A 19,183-nucleotide genomic window follows, 5' to 3' on the forward strand; every position below is an offset into this window, starting at 1 on the left:
GTTAACAAACTAAAAAATAGTAAATGCTGAAAGGCTTTTTGAACAAAACATTTGGATTAAGAGATGGTGAAATATACATCTCTTTTTTAATGCAGTTATATATCTTTTTGATTATAACTGTATTACTTATTGTAAAGCCTACTGTAAATGCCATATTTCTATCACAATTAGGAGCCGAACATTTACCATACGGATACTTATTAGTTGCGCTAATCGCTGTTATTACTTCCTATTTTTACAACAAAGCGATTAGGAGATTTTCACTCATAAAAGTGACAGTGACCTCGATACTTTTTTTCAGTCTCGGATTCATCATACTAAGTGCTTTACTACATTTCTCATTAATTAACGACTGGATTTTATACGTATATTATTTAGGCGTTTCGCTATTTGCGGTTGTTGCAACTTCACAATTTTGGATTCTTGCCAACATGGTATACAATTCCAGGGAAGCCAAAAGGTTATTTGGATTTATCGGCGCTGGCGCTATTGCTGGTGGTGTTTTTGGCGGTTATCTTACCAGTTTAGTAGTTTCAGCTTTTGGAAACAAAACGGTGGTATTACTCGCGGCAGCACTATTACTCTGTTGTATTCCCATCATTCAAAAAGTATGGAAAATACGACTAAAAGTAATGAACATGTATGTGCGTAATCAGCGTAAATTTAATGAAACAAACACGGAAGAAGCTTCTATAAAAATCATATCAAAATCCAAACATCTCACTTATTTGGCGCTCATTACAGGAATTAGTGTTGTCGTTGCAAAATTAGTTGATTTTCAGTTTAGTGATTTTGCAAACAAAGCCATTAACAATCCTGAAGAATTAGCCGCCTTTTTTGGATTTTGGTTTTCAACCTTCAATGTATTGGCGTTAATATTACAACTCTTTTTTACTAATCGCGTATTGAGTAAATTGGGTGTTTCTAGCACATTACTCATCTTACCATTAGGAATTGCTTTAGGATGTTTACTATTTCTAACGTTTCCAGAGTTGTGGGTTTTGGTCATCATCAAAGGAATTGATGGAAGCTTCAAACAATCGGTCAACAAAGCTGCTTTTGAGTTGTCAATTATGCCAATTCCGCTCAACATAAAAAATCAGGCAAAATCATACATAGATGTTGTGGTAGATAGTATTGCAACAGGATTGTCAGGTTTTATGCTTATATTTTTGATCAGAAAATTAGATTTAGACACTTCCTATATAACAATTATTGTCCTCTTTTTTGTTTTTATTTGGATTCTTCTCATCTACAAACTTCGCGAAGCGTATTACAATTCATTCAGAAAAAACATTGAAAGTACCATTCTTAAAAATGATGATTCGCTTGATGAAGGTCGCAAGCCAGAAACAACCATTACTGCTGCGCGTCGTATTCTAAGCGGCGATGATGAGGTTGCGATATTAAATTTGTTGGACAGATTGAGTAATTATAAAGTAAAATCATTAAAAAGTAGTATTGTTAAATTACTTACGCATCCTTCAAACAAAGTAAAAACGGAAGCCATACAACAATTATACACGTATGATGATGCCATTGAGCTTGAAAAAGTTACTAAATTAATTTATGAAAAAGACGACGATCTTGTCTTAGCTGCGCTCGATTATGTGTTGCATCATTCCGTATCTGAAACAGAATTTTTTGAAACCTATCTAAATAATGAAAACGAATACATTGCCAACGCAGCCTTATTCTGTTTGGCAAAAGAAGCTTCAAGCAACAAAGAATTGGCTTCAAAATTTGAACTCAACAATAGAATTACTGAAAAGATAAATTCCATAAATGGGGCAGAAGTGGATACACGAGCTGCAGCAGTTGCCGATTTGTTAATAGCAATTGCGTATGCCGAATTGCCCGAACATTACTATTTCATTGAAAAATACCTCAAAAGTCACAACAATACGATAAAATCCCACGCGATAAAAGCAGCAGGAATTATCAAAGGAGAACGATTTATTGATGCATTATTTGAATGTCTTTCTGAAAAGGAATATCGAAAAAAAGCCATCAAAGCTCTAAAAAGTTATGGACCTGGAATTACAACGACAATTCTAAATTTAGACAAACGAGAGGCATTAAAAGCTAAAAATAAGCGTTTTGTACCTAGAATTATTGAAGCTTTCAAAACTCAAAATGCCGTTAATATGTTATTGAGTTTAATGAAAAGTCGCGATTTCATAATTCGATTAGAAGCGTCTCGTTCACTTCTAAAACTAAACCAAAAACGAGAACGCTTAGTTTTCAGTACACGATTGATTAAAAGTTTAATTTTAAAAGAAACGAAGCATTACAAAGAAGCCTTAGAAGCACAATATTTCCTAAATCAACTTATTGAATTAGATACTGAAGAAACAATTGAAACCGTGAATGTGCCTGAGTTAACACTTGCTAGACAGAACATTGTGGAAGTTTTGGAAGAACAACTAGACATCAGTTTGAAAACCATTTTTAAACTTCTAGCGATTATATATGAAGAAAATGATATTAAAATTGCCTATTCTGGTTTGCTAAGTGATGTAAATGAAGCCAGAATAAATGCCTTGGAATTTTTAGACAATTTGCTCAAAGGACAGTTAAAGTTTAAATTAATTCCCTTGTTAGAACATTATGTTAATGAAAATGATTCGTTGCAACATATGCTTTCTCGAACTAAAATTGTGGACGAAAAAATGTGTCTTACGTTATTGGTTAAAAATAGGGGCAAACGCATTAAACTTGAAGTTTTAGAACTCATCAGAATCTCAAATGATAATCAATATCGTGCCATTGTAAAAGCATTGAAAAAACATAAAAGTGTAGAAGTAAAATATGCAGCTACGCAAACATTGAAACACTTGCAAAACCTTGCTTTGAAGTAATACCAATTCTCCTATAAACCTGAGTTCAATTTATGATTTCATACAAAACAGTAATTATCAATAAACTATACATATGTCAAATCGAGCGCAGTCGAGATTCTTTTGAAATTACAAGTTCTAAGCTGTTCTCATGAGCTATGTTTGGTATTTATGATAATGCTTGAACTGACAATCGTTTGTTTTTACAGTAGAGTTGAGATAATATACTTTTATTTATTGGCTCAAGAAAAAAGCTAAAGTAAATTTTGAATCATTGTGAAACAACTACTTTTGCAGTGCCAAGATTCTCAGAAATACAAAAAAAGAGACCGTTCAAAAGTACTCAAAACCGTCATTCTGAGCTTGACTCAGAATCTCATTACGTTGATTTCCAACTGTTATGAGAAACCGAATCGAGTCCGGTTTGACGAAATCTGTACTTTTTAGACAGCCTTTTTTTTTTATCTTTTTAATTTAAATTGAGTTTAAGAAACGAACATATCAATTTCCATCACCTTCATCTTCAGGATCTTTATAATTTTCGTTTAAAACTTCGTTATCATCGTTGTTTTTTGTGATTAAATTATCAATTTTACTCGCCAGATACATGTGTGCACCTGCTGAATTTTTATTCAATACATTACTCATTAAACACACAATATATTTGATGCCGTTTGGATGTTCTACGATAATGACAGAATTCATATAATTAAATACATTTCCTGCATAACTTTTACAATCAGGATTTTTCTCTCGGTCACATTTATAATAACTTCCCGATTTAAAATATACTGCTGCGCTGTCTAATTTTCTAGATCTCGCATAGCGAATGCGTCTGTCAGTAAGGTATAACAAACGTTTCATTTCCAAGCTCGATTCTTGATCAACAACCTTTCCTTGTTCTAGTTTTACTAAAAACTTCATTAAACCTCTTGGAGTTCCAATACTTCCGCCTTTACGACCAACATATTTTCCAGCAGGACGTGTAAACATTCCGCCCAAACGCCAATCGTCTTCTGTAATTCCTAACTCACGCAATGGTTCATTTACTACAGTATTTGCCAAATTTGTCAAGGAATCTCTTGGAGTTTCTTTAAAGTAACGTTCGCCTTCTTCTTCTGTTAAGTTTACATAATCTTCTTTAAAAGCAGCCATGAGCATTGCTTCTCTGTACATAACGCTTGCCGCCCCATTATTACTCACAGAAACCATGTGATCTAGCCATTCGAATAACGAAAATTTATCATCTGCACGAACGCGTCTTTTGGTCAATCTGTCATTTTCCATATCGTATATAGGAACCGTATGATGATCGCCAGTTCCCCAATAGCGAGCTGAAACTTCAATACCTTTTAAATAGTCAATACGGTCTTGAAATGAGTTTGGACATACTTTTGCCATTTGTGTAAATACCGCATTTAATACGGCAATTTTACCAACACTTCCTGGTTGATATCCCACATTTTCTCTGTGTGAAGCGTATTTTAAATTGTTTACGTCTGTCATATCCATTACGGCTACAGAATATGCGCCACCTGGAATTAAACGTTTTACTTCGCGCATAAATTCGGCGTTATCAACTAATAAATCGTTGATGCTGTCTTCTTTAATATTCGCTAAGTTCAACTTAATTTCATCGAGCATTTTATATGCTCCAGCAGGAATACGAGTGTATTTTACGCTGTCTAATTGCATTTGTCGTATTTGGTATAAACGCTTGATTCCTGTACGTTTATAACCATCTATTGGATATGAAATAAATCCGAATGATATAATAATACAAAGGAAAACGGCTACATAAAGTAATTTTTTCATCTTATAATTTAGTATTTACAGAAACCTTTTTATCAGTATCTATATTTGGTGTTATTGATTGTAAATAGTTTGAACTTTTTGCTTTTTTATTTTCTACAAATGGACGTATTTGAAACAACCACAGTTTGTTATCTTTAAATCCGAATTCTACATCATAGGCTTGATGTTGTGAAGCGGTGTGTTCAGTCATTTTTTCACGAACTCTTTTCGCGATTGTTCTAATATCTTCTATATTTTTTTCATTCAAAATAGGAGTTTCAAACGATGTAAAATGATGTTTTGTACCGCCATCATCAGGCAATCTTATATAATCAGGCTGTCTTGCAGGAGCTAATAATGTATTTCCTTTTGTCGTAATTAGGCGCGTTTCCGCAGATTGTCCATCAACAGCACCACCAGCACCACGACTGAATGCAACTGTTAAATCTTCATCGTTTCCAGAGTTGATTCCTTTGGTAATCATGACACCTGAATAATCGACATCGACACTTGGGATTATTAGGATGGAAGGAAAAACATTTTCAGGATTTGATAAGTATTTCTGTCTCCATTTAAAACTGCGTTCTGTATAGGCAGAAGCCCAAACACGCTTAATTCCTTTGATGATTTCGTCTTCGTTTTTAATATTAAATAGCGTCAAATTTAATCCAGCTCCAGTAAACTCTTTCAAGTCTTCCATATTGGTGTCGCTTCTTAAAAATACAGGAACATTTCCGATAGTATTCCCAAAAATGGATGAAAAACTCGCGTATAAATCATCTTTAAACGCTTTGTCTAAAGGCATTTTAATAATTGCGTCGTGTAATTTTTTCAAATTTGCAAGTTGAAAAGCTTCTACTTTTTCTTCTGAGATATTTTCTTTTCGCATTCGATCAGCTTCTGCAAACGTACTATTTAAATATGTCCAGTAACTCATGTTGCTATTGGGCATTAGTTGATTCATATGCGATTTAAACACGCCAAAAGGAAGAATTAATCCTTCCACAACTTGATCTGGAAATAACTGTTTCAATTCGCCTAAATTAGCAGCTTTCGGTCCACATAATTTTCCAGAATCTGTAGCATTCACATCACGCATGTTAATTACTTTAGAAACATCTAATCGAATATCTTTAATAGGAACTTCAATGACGTTTTTACTGCGTTCATTTTTACTGAAAAGCGCAGTTTCATTGGCTTCCATTGCGTCTTCAAGTTTCAAGACAACATTTCCTTTGCTTGTAACGGCGTAGAATACTTTTTTACCATTATATTTTTTCAATGCTTTTAAATTATCATAGGATAATACAGCATTTGGGATTCCTAAGTTACGCGCTAACAATTGTACGTGCGAGACTAAATTCCCTTCTGAAACCGTCATGATTCCTGCCACAGGTTTTAAATCGTGTGGTGGTTTTTCAAAAATATATATCTTATTTGTTTGCACTTCAACTTCATCAGGATTTCCATCTACAACGACCAATTCGCCAAATGCATATCCAGGATTTAATCCTCTGATTGCGGTTTGGTTTTCAATCTTCATTACTTGGTTGTTAATTTTTGATACTTTAGAAACAAAGATTCCTAAATTACTTACCGTTTCTCCAAAATTTAGCGCTACACTACTACGAACTCTGTCGTCGATGAAACTATAAGTTATCGGTTCAAACGCTGTGTATTTGTCAACATCACTTTGGTAGGTTGCTTTGACCATGGACGTACTCCATTCCACAATACTTCGGCTGTGGCTCAAAATGCTATTTAGAGTTTTGATGCTTAATTCATCATTGTGAATTTCATCACTTAGTAAAGTATTAATAGCTTCATATTCCCAATTTTCAATCAATCCTGTTCCTGCGGAAGCACATGCTAACGCACTTATTTTATCCAAATTGTCTTGTAGCGTTAGTGCGTCCCAATTTTGAACTTCTTTGAGTAAAATATTTTCCAATTGAATTGAAATATCTAATACTTTTAATCGGTCTCGACTACTTTTAAAGTTGTTGACACCTAAACGAATTTCATATAATAATTTTGAGATATCTGTGACTAATTTTTTGGTAGTGGTTTCCGTATTTTGAGAAGTAAAAAAATCAGTCAGTATGCGTGTTATATTATTTTTTTCTGAGATTGCTTTTACGTCGTTATTCAGCTTTTCAAAATCGATAGGAGCATAATATTGACGCATGGTAGCTAGTAACTTTGAAAATTCTCTTTTTTGTTTGTCAGAAAGTTTTGAGTTATGCTGGGAAATGTAATTTTCAACCAATTTAATATCCGTAACATCCGGTTGTCCATGAATTTTAATTCTGACATCCATAAAGGAAGGAATATCTTCTGCTAATAATTTAGATTCGCTTCGCATATTTTGCGCAAGATTGCTATCGCCATTGTGTGGAATATCTTTTAAAGCCTGACGAAATAGAAAATAATTGCTAAAGATAAGATCATCATTTCTCAATAGGGTTTCGAAAAAGTCTTTTCCCCATGCTTCTTCATCTTCACTTTGAAAAGCACCTCGATAATATTGAGCGCGTCGTAAAACCCAGCCATCGTCAATACTAGAAAGGTATTTTCCTATTTGATATTGTTTCAAACGGCTAAAATTATTCTTTTCATCTATAAATTCTTCTGGATGTAAAGATGCTAAGATTTCTCCAAAAAATAAATGATTACTTTTTCGTAAATCTTTTGCGCTACTTTTAAAACTAGCATGCTGAATACCGCCGCCAATACTGTCTGGACATGGATCTCGTGCTTCTCTGATACTATTATCGTCGCAAAACCATTTGATTCCGTTGTAGGGACCACGACGATCTTTTTTGTATTGCTCAATAAGATTTTTGATTTGAGCGGTAGATTTTTCTTGTGCATTTAAAATACACGAAAATAGAAAAAGAAAAAGGGTAATTTTTTTGAACATATATTATGCTTTTTTTCCTGCGATTAATCCAATAAGCAAAGATACAACTCCTAATCCGATAGTGATGTATGCACTGTTATTATCTTGCACTTCTGCATTTAAGGGACCGACACTAAGAGAAGCTTCTGGTGCGATCATTGTATAAATTCCGTATCCTATTAGAATAATTCCTGCAAAGAGTAAAATTAATTTGATTGTCTTGTTCATGTGTAGTTAGTTTAGATTATTTTAATTAGTAACAAAATTCCATTATTTAGAATTGATAAGTTAGCTCATTTGGTAAAATTATTAGCTTGTACACTAAAATTAACCATGTTTGATGACCTCAAGGAAAATTTAGAGAAGACTTAGGACTTTGGTTTTTTCATGAAGGTACATTTCTTAAATACGTATCCAATTATAATGTTTAAAAAAGATATAGGGTTTTTGTCTTCTCAAAATTCTAAAGTAGTGTTAAGAAGTCATCATGTTAATAAAAATGTAGTATTGAAAGCTATGAGAGATGTTTAAATCTTCAATAAAAATCCTAACGCTGAGATTTTACCCTAAAGAATAATTTTTATAAGTATCTCATTAAGAGATTGATAGGGTGTAAAAGAATGGAAAAAACAGTACTCTGCTATGGAAAATGAAACTATTGAAAATAAATGAGGCTGTCTAAAAAGGCAGTCTTTTTTTATGAATTAATTTTAAGATTTTGTATTTTAAAGTTATGAAAGTAAATCCTGTTTGGAAGACCAATTACCAGTCTCAGTTGAGTCTTCTTCCTCCGAGTTATGATGATTTTATTTCTGCAAATCATCCTGTTCGCTTAGTGAATTCTATTTTGGATCGAGTTGATATTAGTTCTATTGAACGCACTTACAAAGGCGGTGGCACTTCTAGTTATCATCCTCGTGTATTGATTAAGATATTAATTTATGGGTACTTACGTAATTTGTATTCTTCACGTAAGATAGAGCAGGCTTTAGCGGAGAATATTCATTTTATGTGGCTCTCTGGTGGAGCGCAACCCGACCATAATACCATTGCTAACTTTCGTTCGGGTAGACTCAAAGGTAAGTTCAAGCAGATCTTCAATCAGGTTGTTTTACTGTTAGCTTCCGAAGGTATCCTTCATATAAAGGATGTTTATGTTGACGGTACAAAACTGGAAGCTAATGCCAATCGTTATACCTTTGTTTGGGGTAAGAGCATCAAGACTTCTCGCGCTCGTATCAGTAAACAACTTAAAGAACTTTGGGCTTATGTAGAAACGGTGTATGCAGAAGAGGAACAACGCCCTAATGAGCCTGATAATTTTGACGCTGTTGATCCCGATCAGGTAGCCAAGACTATCGATAGTATCAATCAAGCTTTATCAGGCAAGCAAGTAGATAAAAAGATCAAACAAAAATTAGGTTATGCTAAGAAGAACTGGCCTGAGAAGATTGCCAAGTATAATTATCAAGAAAAACAATTAGGTGGACGAAACTCGATGAGTAAGACTGATCCTAGTGCTACCTTTATGCGGATGAAGGATGATCACATGCAAAACGGACAACTAAAGCCAGGCTATAACTTTTTAGCTTCTACCAACAACCAGTACTTAGTTAATTATACGTTAGGGCAAACTACTGCTGATACTACACTGCTAAAAGATCATGTAGAAGATCTAGTGGAGAGTTATCAGCAAACACCCGATACGCTCACTGCAGATGCAGGCTTCGGAAGTGAAGAGAATTATACAGACTTAGAAGCAAAAGGAATCGAGGCTTTTGTTAAATACAACTACTTCCATAAAGAGCAACAAGATCAGAAGAAAGGAAAAGTCAATCCTTTTGCAGCTAATCAGCTTTACTACAATAAAGATACAGACACGTATTACTGTCCTATGGGACAAGCCATGAGATATGTAGGAAGTTATCAAAAAAAGACCAAAACAGGATTTGTACAAACCCTGCATCGCTATCAGGCACAGAACTGCAAGGGTTGTTCGCTTAGAAGTCTATGTCACAAATCCAAATACAATCGGATTATAGAGCGTAATTACAATCTAAGCCGACTCAAAGCTAAAGCTAAAAACTTACTTACTAGTGAGAAAGGCATCGAAAAACGAAAATAACGTTGTTGGGATGTGGAGGCTGTATTTGGGAATATAAAACACAACATGAACTTTAAGCGATTCTTATTGCGATCATTAGAAAAAGTAGAAGTAGAAATAGGGCTTATCGCAATGGCACATAACCTAAAAAAGTATAGTTTAGCACTATAAGAGCACTTTTAAAACTTTTAACTCTTAACTACATAACTCAAAAAAGCAACTTCCTAAAATAACATTATACTTAAAAGAAAATCGCCTAAAAATTACTTTTTAGACGACCTCATTGTTGTAGCGAGATCGGGAATTGAACCCGAGACCTCCGGGTTATGAATACAAATTGCTCGCCTGTTATGTGTTTGGTAAACAGTTGTTTAGTGAAAATCGGAGTATTGAAAAACTATCAAAACTATCAAAATCCATACTCGAAAACAATACTCTAAATTATTAGGGGTTTTCTATGACTTCATAGACAGTTCAATGGCATCATTTGCAGCATTTCTTAAATGATTATGTTTTAACATTGAATCAAAAATATCTAGAGCTATTTTAATATACTTTTTATTGTTTTTCGAGTCCATATTTAGCTTAGAATATATAGCAAGTATTAGTTGAACAGGTTCTTTATCATAATAGCCAGATTCTTGTATATCAGGTCTATTACTAAAGTTCATATTTTGTAATAATCTTAAGCATTTTTTAGGATGTTCCTTGGCAGAACTTAATAATAGTTGTAAAAAGTATCTAGGTTCATCCATACATAACTCGCTTTTAGAATATTTAACTAAGAAATCATATAGTAATTTAAACTTTATGGGTTTTATTTTCCTTAATATCAAGCCTGAATAGGCATGAGAGAATTCATCTCCAGATTTATTCAAAAAGGCATTGATTATACTAAGTGATTTTTCATTTACAATTGAATTATCATCTCTATCAAAAAGATTAGCTTCAGCAATCTTTAAGGCACAAAGTTTTGCGTTATCACTAGATTTCACAAACTTATCATATAATGGTTTGTTATTAATTTTATCATTTATCCAGCTTAATACTAAGACATTACCATTTTCATGTAATTCTTCATACTTGATGATCTTATCAAAGTACGATTGCATTTGATGATGAAACTTGGTATTAAAATATTGAGAGGTTCTAAATGAGTTCTTTAGTATTTGTATATCATCTTTTTCAATTAATGATTGAAATATTTTGAAACTTCTCTCTAATTCTAGATAATTGAGATATGCTAATTCCTGAATGATTGCGACCTTAACAGAAATTTGTGGATCATTGACAGCTTTTTCAACAGTTTCAAATATTATTTCTGAAAATTCTTTATGTTCATAACATTGAATTAGTTTATGTATTGCAGCTCCTCTAACAGTATTTATACTATCAAAATCTGGATCATTTTCGTTCAGAGGACAATCAGGACTTGGATGATTTAATGCATTGTGAGATATGAACATAATAATATCGTAATCAATTAGATGATGTTTTATTAAATATTCAACTTTCCAAATAGAGTATAAAGTGTTACTTTTATCTAGCTTGAGTTTTATTAACTTTTTATAAATAATTTTTATCTTTTCAGGAATATATTCACCTTGAATTAAGCCATTTAATCCTGAAGAAATATAATCGACTGAAATTTTATTATTTTCAAAAAGTTCAAGTATAAAATCATAAAATTTATCAGGATTTGTTTTTACTTGTGCTTCAAATGTTCTTGAGTGTTGTAGTTTTCCTCCTTTTGGTCCACGATCTCTTCTGTAATTATCATTAAATTTCAAAAAACTACTTTTCCAACTATTTAAGTCCATTTTTGAATATGCATGTTGTTCTAAGGGAGCACCAACTCCATAAGTTGACATTGAAGAAACATTACTAGCTTTATTTTCGTTTATGTCACCAAAACTTCTTTTAAATTCATTAAATTTTTTCTTTAGAATAAAACTTTTTTCAATTTCTTCTTTGGGTAATACTTTTAAAAAGGCATATTGTTTTTTACCTACACCTGGATAGACTACTCTTTTTCTTTTCTCATTATCTTCATAAGAATAGGGTTGTTCGTAAGGGTTTTTAACTTCAAGAATAATATTTATGATATCATTTTTTTGATTTGAGTATAAATGTGGAAATATTTGTCCAATTAATAGTCTAAAATTCAACTGTAATAGATCATCAGTGGAGTTGAATCCATTTTTTGAACTTACTATTGAAATGAGTTCAAAAGCTTCTTCGGTATATGATTTAGGATAATTAATAAAGAATAGGACAATAATTCGTATAATGTATATAGAATTTGAGTTTTTGTATGTATTGTAAAAATCTAGTATGTATTCTTTATGATCATTTTTTGTAGCTAAATGCTAACGATAAACTCTTCAATAAATTCATGTGCATCTTTTGAGTGATTTCCAATATAATCAAAGAATAATGAGCAACCTTGTAGAAGAGAGTTAGTTTCTTTGAGTGAAACAGTACTTGGGTTATTCATTAAGATATCATTGTATATTTTGACTATAAGATCAAAAAAATCATCGGGACTTAGTTTATAAATATCATCAAATAGTTTCTCCTGATCATGAGAAAACCTTTTGCTGTGCCAGTTCTCTTTATTTGTAAAAACATTCTTCAGGACATACTCGATTTTATTTAATGCATAATCTCTGTGATATTCAAATATTTTGGGAATGATTTGATAGAACCAAAAATTATCTCTTCGTTTTCCTTTTGCATCATAAGGTATATACTTATCAAAATAGGTTAGCATTTTTTCATCATCCCAGTGATCTAAGTTATATAACAATCTTTCAATAAAGTTATGTTTAAGAGGAAAGTTGTTTGATTGATCTAGATAAGATATAATTAAATGAGGGCACTTATTGATATTATTCCTAAATAAAACCCAGATACTTTCTCTCTTTTTTTCTATAACTTTTTCTGCATTAAGACTTTCAAGATATTTTGATTTAAAAAATGATTGTTTTTTGTACAAATCATAGCAATAATTTTTAAAGCTTTTTTCTACAAATAAATATTTGTCAATAATTCTATTTTCAATTAGATACTCAATCCATTTCTCTGATGAAATTGAGTTAATGAATATGTCTTCATAAAGCTTATTTTTCAATATATGTTTTTGAACAAGTAATTTTTCTTCATTAGATGGCTCAAAAAAACCTAAGTTGTTAATAATAAGTAATTTTAGATGAAACCTACACCTAGAAGATTTTAAAATGCTTTTAGAATATTTAAGATACCTCTTAGGATTATATTCCCTTAAGTATTCAAATACCATTTTAATATTTGATCTGATTTCAAGATTTTGTTGATTCTTACTCAGATAATCATAAATATCAAGACCATTCTCAACAAATTGTCTAGCAAAACAATAATCATAAAAAGTTTGATGAAAAAACTGAATGTTTGATTCATCACTAACCAATAATTGATTACTTAGAAGGTAATTAATTTCAGAATTATATTTTGAAACAAATCGCTTTCTAATTACAATTTGTTGATTATTGTACATTTCATCCGCTATCAAATGCAATACTTTTTCTAATGCTAAATCTTCTTTAGAAAGTACTAATGTTTCCCATAACTTATCATATAGATCCTTTAAGGATGATAAAGTATTAAGATTAATTTTTTCCTTATTTGGTAGTTTGCAGAAAATTTCCAAATGATTAGGAGTTTGGAGTAATTGAATTATTTTCTTTGAAGGAGATCGTACACTAAAAGCTTGTAGTGTTTTAGTAACCTCATTTTCATTTAATGGAGTAGCCTTAATATTTTTATATTCATTTGAATTGTATATACTTAATTCAGCATCGTATTTGAGGTCATAAGTTCTAGAAGATATGATTATTCTGATGTTTCTTTCATCAAGTAGTTCATTTATAATTCTATTATATGTTTGGATAAACTCTCTATTTGAAGATAAAGTTTGTGAAAGTGCATCAATTTGGTCAATAATGACAACAAGTTTTTCGTTGTTTGTATTGATTGTATCTATTATGCTTGAAAAAGAAATATCATTATTCAGGAATAATTTATTTTCTAAATCTCTAGGAGTAGAAGCATAGTAATTATCGGCTTTGATTCCTAAGACTAAATATCCTTCTTTAGTTAATTTTTGATAAACATCCTTTAGAATTACTGATTTACCTAAACCCTTATCGCCCTCAAGAACTAAAAGATTTTTCTTTTTAGGCTGTAAATCAGTTTTAACCCAGTTAATGATGGTGGAAGTTTCTTTTCTGTCAATATGAGTTGTTCGCTTTTTCTCAAAATAATTTTTAACTCTAATTAGAAATGAAGAAGCTTTATGAATACTCTTTTTTAATTTTTCTAAGGATATATCAGGAAGTACACTTTTATATATTTTATCAATTTTGAGAGAGTTTTCTTTTTCGAAAGCTGAATTATATAAATCATGCTCTTTTAATAAATCAATTATATCATCTCCGTCAATTAGCTTTATGAAGTTTTTAGTAAGACCATATTCCCCTATCATTTTGTCTTTCCATTTACTCCATCAAATATTTTCATCTATGTTAAGTTTGCTAGGAATACATAATGACCATTTAGTCATTTCATATTTTTTAGACTCAATAGCAGTTTTAAAAGAATTTATTATTTGTGCTTTCTGTGAATCTCCAAGTCCAGTTGGAAAAAATTTACATTGAATCACATGTATTGGCTTTAAACCAATTTCCCCAATAAAGACGTCAATACCTCCATCACCTGGATTTACTTCTACATTTCTACCATTCTTACCAGGATAAACTTTTTTAAAAAGAGAACCACAGATATTTTCAAACTTATCTCTTGCTCCAGCTAGAGTATGTTTTTCAATTAATGTAAACCAATCTTTATTCATTTATATCACTTTCAAGAGTTGTTAGCTTTTCTACTATTTCATTAAAGTTTGGAATGTATCGTATACTTTTTAATTCCCTATCTAAAAATAAAGAAAAAGGATCAACAGATTCATCACACATCATGTGAAATTCTTGAATACTTTTAGGCTTAGTCTTTAAATTTTCGGGAGAGAAATTAATATAATACTTTTCATAATCCAGCATGAGTTTCCAAAGAGAAACTTTTTTATTTTTGAATGCGTCTTTGTAGAGAATAAGAGTATCTATATCTATTAATATTACATCGTGAACTCTTGGTATATCACAGTTTAGTTTGTTTAATTCTTTTCTGAACCATTCATTTATGTATCTATTTAGACCTGGAGAAGAAAATATTCTAGAGTGTACAACGAGTATTGGAAATATTTGAACGTTTTTAGTTGGAATTTTCGAGTCATATTCAGCTTCATTGAAAAGTATTTTACGAACAGTTTCTGCAAGTTGTCTAATTGCTTTTCTATTGCCCTTTTCGTTCTCAAACAACTTTATGCTAAGTTCATTTTTTAAATCTGAGAAATCTTCGTATTGTTTACCCTCTTTACTGATAAGAATATCTTTAGATTCAAATACCTGTATATATTTGCCATTTCTAACATAGTAATCAGGCGCACCATCCATAATTTGATCTAGTTCAGTTCCTGATTTTTGAATGTAACGTTTTCCAAATATTTCTTTTAAGAGTTTCGATAAAACATACTGTTCACTATATTCATACGTTTTCAGATTATAAAGATTTTTTACTTTATCTACTTTTGGTAGCGAATCATTAATTGATTTCAATCGAAAATATAAACCATTATATAACATCTCAATAACAAAAGGAGGGAAGATGATTCTATATTTACCTTCTTCAAACTTATATAAAGGTGTACTTCTTATATTTATGAAATCAGTCTCGGTTAATTTATCGTTACTATTTGCAATATGTTTGTCTATGAATTGACAATCTTCAGTATTATTAATCAATATATCAATATAGGCTTCTTCATTTCTTATAAGTACTCTGTGTATAATTCCAATTAACTTTTTTAAGTACTCTTTGTAGTTTTTGACAGAGTAGTTGTCGTAAAAACTTTCTAATAGGATTTTACATTCATCTTTGGTTGATAAAAACTCAAAATAGTAATAAGCTCTAAGAAATTGACAATAAAAAAGTTTATAGATGTCTGGGTTAATTAGATCATAATTATGAAAACTTATTTTTACAGCATTTTCAGCTTGGCGCAAATTATTTACTCTATCATCTAAAGTCTCTTTATTGCTTTCACTAAAAATTTTAGCATCTCTATCAGTCATTGTTCTTTGATTCAAAAGGACATAAGCCTTAAAAATATCCTGTTCAATTTCTTTGGTAGTTTTGGTAGTGATTTGATCGTCAGGTATTTTGTCAAAAATGAACTCAAAAAGATGCAAGATCGATATAACATAGGTAATATCATATTGTTCTAATGGATATTCTCTTTCTTTTACATATTCTAAAATGTTTGAAAATACCTCCTCTACGAAATCTGAATTTTCAGGACTAAAAAACATTTTTAAAAAATTAGGCACATAGGAATATTTTGAATGTCCAGTTTCAAAACCTAAAAAGAATGAACAAGCTTTTAGTAAGTCAGATTTTGCAATTCCTGATAAGTACTCTGATAATTCTTTAGGAGTTTCACTTGGAAAACAAGCTTGAAAGTTGATTTCTATTTTTACCCGCATCTAAATAAATTTGATTTTCTTAAAAAACTCTTCTTTGTATGATGCGCCAATAGGAATTTTGATTTCATCAATATAAACTATGTTTCCTTCTATAGCTGTAATTCTATTTACATTTACAATATATGATTTATGAATTCTGAATAAATTTTTAAATGGAATTTCTCTTTCAAATTGGGATAGGTTTAAACTCATAGTATGCTTTTTTTCTTCCTTAAAAATGTCACAGTAACTACCTGCTCCTTTAACGTATACTATTTCTTCCTCTAAGACACGAATAAACTTTGTACCATCTCTTAAATACACTCTATCTTTAACAGTGTAATGTTGAAATTTTGAATTGTCTAAATCTTGTGTTGGATTTAAGTTATAACCTTTATTCTTAGTAGCATTTTTCAAAGCTATTTGGAAAGCAATATCTACTTGTAAGGCATTAAAAGGCTTTATTAAATAGGCAACAGGATTTGTTGATTCTGCTTTTTTCCAAATTTCTTTTTTTGTAATATCAGTAAGATATATAACGGGAATATCCTTTATTTTCTGAATAGCTTTCATTGTTTCTGTCCCCGATAGATCACCTTTTAATTTTATATCCATAAGGATAATATCAACATCATTTTCTATTATAATTTGGATAGCTTCTTCTCCATTGGTTACATTGCCTATTATATTATATCCTATTTCAGATAATGAATATTCAATTTCATCAGCTAAGATAACTTCATCTTCTACTATTAATATTTTGATTTTCATATTGGTATATTTATTGTGAAAAGAGCACCATTTTTATAAGCGTAAATTAATTCACCATCTAATTGACGATTTACGATTTTATCAATTAGAATCATACCGTATGATTCTATGCTTACTAAATCGATATTTTCAGGTAAACCATGACCATTATCCTTGACTTTTAATTCTAGGTAGGAGTCATAGTTTTTAAGTGAAATTTCAAGTTTAGGCTCTTTTGTTTCTTTTAGTCCATGTTTTATTGCATTTGTGATCAATTCATTCATTAACAAACCTACATGAAGTATTGTGTCTGTACTAATTTGTAATTCATCAATTGATGAATCACATTTACTTTTTGAAAAATTGAAACTAAATAATAGATCATCAATCAAACCTTCAAAGTAAATTTTAGCAGAAATATCTTTATTAGGTTCACTAGATAAACGATTATGTAAATGATTTATAACTTTTAATCGATGTTTATTCTGAGTAAGTATTTCCTTTACTGATTCATTATTTGTCACTCGAAGTTGATTATTAAAAATACCAGTAAGAATTTCTAGGTTATTTTTAATTCTATGTGTTATTTCTTCATTTTTTAATTCAAGTAGTTCATTTATTTGCTTTCTCTGTTTTCCTAATCTCCATAATAGTATTAGAACAAATAAAATAGCCAACACAATAAAAAACAAGAACCAATTAATAGTTGTTTGAAATTTTATTTTGTCTTTTTGATTTTCGTTTTCTAGGCTTAAAATTTTAATTTCCCCTTCTAGTGGTTCCAAAAAAGCTACTTGTTTTTCTAAGTCTGCTGTTCTGTATTTAACTTCTGCGTTTGATAATGATTTAATTTTTAATTCATTTAATAAAGAATCTTTAAGCTGTAGATACGATTTATAATATTTGGTTGCTTTTTCAAATTCTTTATTTGTCGTTAATAATTGAGAATAAATACCATGATATTGAACTAGTAGAGTTAAAGAATTTATTTCTTCTGAAATCTTTAAACCTCTATTGATGAGCTTTTCAGCTTCTCTAATTTTTTTTTCATGTAATAAGATTTTGGTAATATTTAATAATGAATATGCTATTCCATACTGATCACCGAGTTCTTCTTTCAATACTAATGATTTTTTGAAGTAGCTTTTACTTTTTTTGTAATCTTTTAATTCTAAATGAACTTCTCCAATGTTATTAAGAATCTTAGATTTGATTCTATCATTTTCAAATCTTTCGATCAGTTTGAAAGCTCTGTTGTATGTAGTTAATGAAGAATCTAAGCCATAAACTCTTTTAGCAACATTCGCAATATTATTTAGTGACTTAGCTATTGCTAATGTATCTTGAAGTTCTTTTCTTATTTTTAACGATAAACTGTGGTAATTTAGAGATAATGAATCATAACCAGATTCATTAAACATCATTCCAATGATGTTATATGTAGAGGCACTTTCCGCTTTTTTATGTTCATTTTCTAATAGTTGAGCTGCTTCAAATAAATAGTTTGATGCGTTTAAGTAATCGCCTTTTTTTTTGTGAACAAGACCAATATTTTTTAGAAATTGTGGTAATTTCTTTTTTGATGTTATTCGGTAAATACTTAGTGCTTTATCGTAGTAAAATAAACAACTATCAAGTTGTGATAAATAGTATTTTGCTATTCCGACATTATTATATCCTTTGGCAATTCTAAGTGAATCTTTCATTTGAACTTCTAAACTTAGAGTTTCTTTAAAATAGTCTTCTGCCTTTTTATAATTTTCTTTAGTAAGATAGCATAAACCGATCCTATAAAAAGCATTAGCCGCTTTTATCGTATCATTATTAAGTAATGCTTCTGACTTATATTTTTCAAAATAAGAAATTGCACTATCATACTTTTTCTCTTTGTGGAATTCTTTCCCTTTTTGATAATAATCAATCTGCTGTTTTGCTAAACCATTTTTCTGTGCATAAAAGACATTAGTGATGTGGAAAGAGATGACTATCAGAAATAGTTTTATATTACTCATTTGTGTTAAAACAGTTGATGTTTAATAATTCCTAATTTACAACTATTAATTTATATACGTTTTTTAGATATTTTTTTGAAAGAAAAAACATATTTTTAATTTATCAAGATTGAAGATATGAAAAAATGACAGGGAATTTTCCCTGCCATTTTTAAACTAGTTATTTA

The 19,183-nt window shown here is 30.5% G+C and carries 10 protein-coding genes and 1 pseudogene; 2 read left to right on the forward strand and 9 right to left on the reverse strand.

Going from position 1 to position 19,183, the window contains the following annotated elements; all coding sequences use genetic code 11:
• Nucleotides 1–23 precede the first annotated feature (23 nt).
• Nucleotides 24–2,861, forward strand: coding sequence for an Npt1/Npt2 family nucleotide transporter (locus AA089_RS03025; protein ID WP_046755438.1), 2,838 nt, complete (start codon nucleotides 24–26; stop codon nucleotides 2,859–2,861).
• A gap of 480 nt (nucleotides 2,862–3,341) precedes the next feature.
• Here AA089_RS03025 and AA089_RS03030 read toward each other — a convergent pair whose 3' ends face one another.
• The 3 genes from AA089_RS03030 to AA089_RS03040 are packed head-to-tail and all read right to left on the reverse strand — an operon-like array spanning nucleotide 3,342 to nucleotide 7,764.
• Nucleotides 3,342–4,655, reverse strand: a complete 1,314-nt coding sequence (locus tag AA089_RS03030) for a serine hydrolase (protein WP_046755439.1) — start codon at nucleotides 4,653–4,655, stop codon at nucleotides 3,342–3,344.
• 1 nt (nucleotide 4,656) lies between these two features.
• A complete protein-coding gene (locus AA089_RS03035) occupies nucleotides 4,657–7,557 on the reverse strand; it encodes a PEP/pyruvate-binding domain-containing protein (RefSeq protein WP_046755440.1) in 2,901 nt (966 codons plus the stop codon).
• Nucleotides 7,558–7,560: 3 nt separating this feature from the next.
• Nucleotides 7,561–7,764 carry a hypothetical protein gene (locus AA089_RS03040; protein ID WP_046755441.1) on the reverse strand — a complete coding sequence of 68 codons (204 nt, stop codon included), beginning with the start codon at nucleotides 7,762–7,764 and terminating at the stop codon, nucleotides 7,561–7,563.
• Nucleotides 7,765–8,269: 505 nt separating this feature from the next.
• Between AA089_RS03040 and AA089_RS03045 the strand changes: the two are divergent.
• Nucleotides 8,270–9,811: pseudogene (locus AA089_RS03045) on the forward strand (IS1182 family transposase).
• 284 nt (nucleotides 9,812–10,095) lie between these two features.
• Here AA089_RS03045 and AA089_RS03050 read toward each other — a convergent pair.
• From AA089_RS03050 to AA089_RS03070, 6 genes are all read right to left on the reverse strand, one after another.
• Complete coding sequence (locus AA089_RS03050) at nucleotides 10,096–11,808, reverse strand: hypothetical protein (RefSeq protein WP_046755442.1); 1,713 nt, start codon at nucleotides 11,806–11,808, stop codon at nucleotides 10,096–10,098.
• Nucleotides 11,809–12,002: 194 nt separating this feature from the next.
• Entirely contained in the window at nucleotides 12,003–14,162 is a 2,160-nt protein-coding gene (locus AA089_RS23440) for an NACHT domain-containing protein (protein WP_053002177.1), read from the reverse strand.
• Nucleotides 14,163–14,183: 21 nt separating this feature from the next.
• The gene (locus AA089_RS03055; RefSeq protein WP_053002178.1) at nucleotides 14,184–14,528 is read right to left on the reverse strand and encodes a restriction endonuclease; all 345 of its coding nucleotides are present in this window, start codon (nucleotides 14,526–14,528) and stop codon (nucleotides 14,184–14,186) included.
• Complete coding sequence (locus AA089_RS03060) at nucleotides 14,521–16,275, reverse strand: hypothetical protein (RefSeq protein ID WP_046755443.1); 1,755 nt, start codon at nucleotides 16,273–16,275, stop codon at nucleotides 14,521–14,523. Before AA089_RS03060 ends, AA089_RS03055 begins: the two co-directional genes overlap by 8 nt.
• Complete coding sequence (locus AA089_RS03065) at nucleotides 16,276–17,025, reverse strand: LytR/AlgR family response regulator transcription factor (RefSeq protein ID WP_046755444.1); 750 nt, start codon at nucleotides 17,023–17,025, stop codon at nucleotides 16,276–16,278.
• Entirely contained in the window at nucleotides 17,022–19,016 is a 1,995-nt protein-coding gene (locus tag AA089_RS03070; protein ID WP_046755445.1) for a tetratricopeptide repeat-containing sensor histidine kinase, read from the reverse strand. The genes AA089_RS03065 and AA089_RS03070 overlap by 4 nt, the downstream gene beginning before the upstream one ends.
• Nucleotides 19,017–19,183 lie beyond the last annotated feature (167 nt).

The organism is Kordia jejudonensis (assembly GCF_001005315.1).
Classification (GTDB): domain Bacteria; phylum Bacteroidota; class Bacteroidia; order Flavobacteriales; family Flavobacteriaceae; genus Kordia; species Kordia jejudonensis.